Raw genomic sequence first — 5,090 nt, 5'->3', positions numbered from 1 at the left:
CGCCCGCTCGGCCGCGCCGCCCGCCCTGGAGAGCGCGCGGCCGGCCGTGGCGCGCACGTCCTGATAGGAGGAGTTCACGCTCAGCTCCGAGCCCAGCTCGCCCTGGTACTCGGGGGCGAATGCCTTGACGTACATGGATCCGAGGCCTCTCGATCGTTCGGCGATGTGACGTGATCAAGAAGCTACGAGCCGGGGCCGGGGCGGCGAATCCCTCCCTGTACGGGTCATCGCGTACGACTGGAGTGCTACAGAACGGGCCGTGATCAGCCTCGGGACGTACGGGAGCGCGGTGTCAGGACGCGTCCCACTCGTCCGGCACACTCTCCGCCTGCTCCGCCTGCTCCGCCTGCTCCGCCTGAGCGGGCGGCGTGGCTGTCGCCGCCTGGAGAGCCGTGATGCACGCGCCGATGGCCTGCTGGAGCTCTTCCAGGCGCCGCACCATGTCGTCCTCGTAGATGTCGCGGATCTCCTCGGCGGCGGCGACGTCGTCGAACGTCAGCTCCTCGAAGACCTTCGTGGCCTTCTGCAGGCTGCTGTAGAACTTCGCGCGCCGCTCCTGCACGCGCAGGCCCGGGTCGCTCTGGACGGTCTGCGCGACCATGTCCCGCACGGTGTCGTACGCCTCGCGCGCCCACTCGCCGGACTCCTCGCCGTCGTCCAGCTCGTCGATGAGGGACAGATGGCGCTCGGCCTCCTCACGCAGCTCGGCGGGCGCGTCGATCATCTGTCCGGCAGGCGTCTTGACCTGGCCCTTCTCCACGATCTGACGGACGTAGTCGACGCGGTCGCCCGCCTTGGCCTCGGCCGCCACGGCCTTCTTGAGGTCGTCGGCGCGCACGATGTCACGGACCAGCTCGGTGCGCAGCGCCGGGTCCTCACCGAGACGGTCCATCAGGGCCTTGCGCGCCGCCTCCGCGGTGCCGGGGTCGGCGAGGATCGCGGCCCGCAGCGCGGTGGGGTTCTCCGCGACCTCCAGGGCCTTGGTGGGGCGGATGCCCTCGGCCTCGGCGGCCTCCGTGATCGCCTCGCCGCGCTGGGTCAGGGCGCTGGAGCGGGAGGTGTAGTACGACAACCAGACGTCGGCGTCCGGGAGTTCGACCTCCATGCCGGGGGAGAGGGCCTCGAAGTGCGGGACCATTCCGTCGTCGGCTGCCTTGTCCCAGGCCTTGTAGTAGCGCATGACGCGGTCGGCCGAGCAGCCGGCCATCTCGGCGAACTCCTTGGCGGAGACCTTCGGCGTCTCGCCGGCGCTCTGCCCGCCCGGCCGGACGCTGCGGGCGACCTTGAGGCCGAAGGCCCAGCCGCCGGTGCGCGCGTAGACCCCGAAGTCGCGGGCGTCCTCGGCCACCAGCGCCGCCGCGTCGGCGGTGGGGGAGGCGGCTTCCTGGGGCGGGACGATGGCTACGCTCACGGATGTGCTCCTGGTGTCACAGGCGTACGAAGGTTGACGCGATACTTTATCGCTCCTATTGAGATGTTTTGCGCGCGAGTTGACGTGCCGGTCGGCGGCGGGCGGCCGGGGGCCCGGCGGTCGCTCGCATAGGCTGCCCGGATGAGCATTCTGGATGACGCCCGCCCGGGCATGAACCCCGAGATCCGGCCGCAGGACGATCTCTTCGGCCACGTCAACGGCACCTGGCTGGACACGGAGAAGATCCCTGAGGACCGCTCCAGCTGGGGCCCCTTCGTACAGCTGGCCGACACCGCAGAGCAGCAGGTCAAGACGATCATCCAGGAGCTGGCCGAGGCCTCCTCCGCCGACGCGGGCGCGGGCGTGGACTCCGAGGACGCCCGCAAGATCGCCGCCCTGTACGCCTCCTTCATGGACGAGGAGACCATCGCCGCCCGCGGTCTCGCCCCCGCGCAGCCCCTCATCGACGAGGTCGCGGCCCTGCGCGACACCCGGGAGCTCGCCGCCTTCCTCGGCCGCTTCGAGCGGATCGGCGGCTCCGGCCTCTTCGGTTCGTACATCGACTCGGACGACCGCGACTCCGACCGCTACCTCTTCAACATCCTCCAGGGCGGACTCGGCCTGCCCGACGAGTCGTACTACCGGGACGAGAAGTTCGCCGAGATCCGCGAGAAGTACGTCGCCCACCTCACCGAGCTCCTCACCCTCGGCAAGCACGCCGACCCGGCCGCCGCCGCGCGGACCGTCCTCGCGCTGGAGACGAAGCTCGCCGCGGGCCACTGGGAGCGCGCCGAGACCCGCGACGTCCTGAAGACCTACAACCTCACCACCCTGGACGAGCTGACCCGGCTGGCGCCGGAGTTCGACTGGCGCGGCTATGCCGCCGCGCTCGGCGGCTCGGACGCCACCATCGCGGAGACCTGTGTCCGCCAGCCGTCCTACCTCACCCACCTCTCCGCGCTCCTCGCCGAGGTGCCCATCGAGCAGTGGCGCGACTGGGCGCTGGCGCGCGTGCTGCGCGCCTGCTCTCCGTACCTGTCCGACGAGTTCGTGCGCAACAACTTCGAGTTCTACGGCCGCACCCTCAACGGCACCCCGGAGCTGCGCGCCCGCTGGAAGCGCGCGGTCGCGTTCGTGGAGGGCTCCATCGGCGAGGCCGTCGGCAAGGAGTACGTCGCGCGGCACTTCCCGCCGTCATCCAAGGCGATGATGGACGACCTCGTCGCCAACCTCCTCGAGGCCTACCGTCAGTCGATCGCGCGCCTCGACTGGATGACCGACGAGACGAAGGAACGGGCGTACGAGAAGCTCGCCACGTTCCGCCCCAAGATCGGCTACCCCGACACCTTCCGCGACTACTCCGCGCTCCAGGTCTCGGCGGACGACCTGCTCGGCAACGCGCAGGCGGCGGCCGCGTTCGACACCGACAGGGAGCTCGCCAAGATCGGTTCGCCGGTCGACCGCGACGAGTGGTTCATGCTGCCGCAGACCGTCAACGCCTACTACAACCCGGGCACGAACGAGATCTGCTTCCCGGCGGGCATCCTGCAGAAGCCGTTCTTCTCGCCCGACGCAGACCCCGCGGAGAACTACGGCGGCATCGGCGCGGTCATCGGCCACGAGATCGGCCACGGCTTCGACGACCAGGGCGCGCAGTACGACGGCGCGGGCAACCTCAACGACTGGTGGACCGCCGCCGACAAGACCGCCTTCGAAGGCAAGTCCAAGGCGCTCGTCAAGCAGTACGACGGCTTCTCGCCCCGCAACCTCCCCGGCGAGTCCGTCAACGGCGCGCTGACCGTCGGCGAGAACATCGGCGACCTGGGCGGCCTGACCATCGGGCACACCGCGTACCTCATCGCGCTCGACGGGGCGCCGATGCCCGAGCGGGACGGCACCACCGGCTCGCAGCGGCTCTTCATGAACTGGGCGTACTGCTGGCGCACCAAGCGCCGCAAGGAGCAGGAGCAGCAGTACCTCACCATCGACCCGCACTCGCCGCCGGAGTTCCGCGCCAACATCGTCCGCAACCTCGACGAGTTCCACGAGGCTTTCGGCACGGCGGAGGGCGACGGGCTGTGGCTCGACCCCTCGGAGCGCGTACGGATCTGGTGACGCCGGACGACCCGGCCGGGGGGAGTGGCGGCGCCGCTGTCAGGCGAGGAACGCCGCCGTGAGCGCCACGAACGCGGCCGGGTCGTACAACCAGGGGAAGTGGCCGGCGCCGGGCTGCACGACGAACTCCGCGTCGGGGAACATCCCGGCGACTTCGGCCACCGCGGGAGGCGGCGAATTGAGGTCGCCCTCCCCGGCCAGTACCAGCACCGGTGCCCCGAGGCGGGCGAGCGCGCCGCGCGTGGCCGCCGGATCGTAGGCACCCTCGGCGCCGTAGACCGCCGCGGCCGCGGCGTTGCGCTGGACGTCCTCGGCGGCCTGATGGGCCTGCGCCGCCTCGTCCCAGCGGCCGTACGCGAAGGGCGCGATGGCCTGGAAGGCGTCGGCGCCCGCCCGGCCGGCCATGATCTCCTCCAGGGCCGCGAAGGCTGCCGGGAACCACGGCTCGTCCCGCCGGAGCAGCGCCGTCTCGCGCCGCACGGAGCCGTCGACGGAGACGCCCACGGCCATGACGCTGGGCGTGATCAGAGCCAGCTTCCCGACGCGCTCCGGGTGCCGGGCCGCGTACAGCACCGCGAGGTTGGTGCCGCCGGAGTGCGCGAGCAGATCCATCGTGTCGAGGCCCAGATGCCGACGCAGCGCCTCCACGTCGTCCACGAGCCGGTCGCAGCGGTACGAGGCGGGGTCCTGCGGCACCGCGGAGCCGCCGGTGCCGCGGAGGTCCAGCGTGATCAACGGACGGTGCGCGGCGAGGCCGCCGAGATCGCCGAGGTAGGCGGAGGCCTGCATCGGGCCTCCGGGCAGACACACCACGGGAGGGACGCCGCGGGCGCGGCCGCCTCCTCCGTCCCCGAGGGAGTGGTAGGTGAGCTCGGTTCCGTCCGGTGCGGAGAAGGCAAACATGGCCGAGACACTGTCAGCGCCGCCGGTCCGGGGCAACCGGGTTCCTGGAGCGGCGCGCGCTCGGGCGGCGGTCTCGGGCGGCTCGGACGGTGTGGTCTCAGACGGTGAGGCCGTCTTGGGGTCCGGCCGTCGCGGCGAGGTCGTGGCGGATGAACCACTCGGTGGAGAACAGCCGCTTCCGCAGCTCCGACGGCAGCGCGGCGACCAGACCCGGCAGCGCGCCCCGCTCCACCTCGCTCCGGTGCGCCAGTACCGCCTCGATCTTCTGCTCGAGCCAGTCGCCGACGTCGACGGTCGCGGTGACCTGGGCGTCAGGGACGCTGTGCACGGCCCTGCGCGCCCCGGCCGTCCTGCCCAGCGCCGCCACGGCCGACTCCGGGTAGGTGGCCAGGTAGAGGGCGCTCGGCTGCCAGGGGTCCCCGGCGTCCGGGTAGAGCTGGGGGAGTCCGGCGGCCCGGGCGGCGAGCACGGTGATCCGGTGGGTGTGCACATGGTCGGGATGACCGGTCGGACCGCCGTACGCGTCATGGGTGACCACGATCCGGGGGCGGAACTCACGGAGGTGCGCCACGAGCCGCCGCACCGCCTCGTCGAGCGGCGCGTCGCACAGCCGCGGCGCGCCGGGGGCCGACTCCGGCACGCGTGCGTCGGCGTAGCCGAG

At 71.9% G+C, this 5,090-nt stretch carries 4 protein-coding genes; 1 reads left to right on the top strand and 3 read right to left on the bottom strand.

Annotated features, from left to right (window positions below):
- Positions 1-292: 292 nt before the first annotated feature.
- Positions 293-1,411: a hypothetical protein gene (locus AB0N81_RS41890; protein ID WP_365368182.1), complete on the bottom strand. Its 1,119-nt coding sequence runs from the start codon at positions 1,409-1,411 to the stop codon at positions 293-295.
- Positions 1,412-1,552: 141 nt separating this feature from the next.
- On the opposite strand from AB0N81_RS41890, the gene AB0N81_RS41885 reads away from it, so the two are divergent.
- Positions 1,553-3,526 (top strand): M13-type metalloendopeptidase, encoded by a 1,974-nt coding sequence (locus tag AB0N81_RS41885; RefSeq protein WP_365368180.1) that lies wholly within the window; start codon positions 1,553-1,555, stop codon positions 3,524-3,526.
- 39 nt (positions 3,527-3,565) lie between these two features.
- Here the strand turns inward: AB0N81_RS41885 and AB0N81_RS41880 are convergent, their stop codons facing one another.
- Together AB0N81_RS41880 and AB0N81_RS41875 are read right to left on the bottom strand one after the other, a co-directional pair.
- Positions 3,566-4,429 carry an alpha/beta hydrolase gene (locus tag AB0N81_RS41880; RefSeq protein ID WP_365368178.1) on the bottom strand — a complete coding sequence of 288 codons (864 nt, stop codon included), beginning with the start codon at positions 4,427-4,429 and terminating at the stop codon, positions 3,566-3,568.
- A 97-nt stretch (positions 4,430-4,526) separates the two neighbouring features.
- A partial coding sequence (locus tag AB0N81_RS41875; protein ID WP_365368176.1) for a PIG-L family deacetylase occupies positions 4,527-5,090 on the bottom strand: 564 nt, incomplete at its 5' end.

The organism is Streptomyces sp. NPDC093510, from assembly GCF_040683555.1.
Taxonomy (GTDB): domain Bacteria; phylum Actinomycetota; class Actinomycetes; order Streptomycetales; family Streptomycetaceae; genus Streptomyces.
Note: the sequence above shows the minus strand (reverse complement) of the source record. Positions and strands in the feature narration are given on the sequence as shown.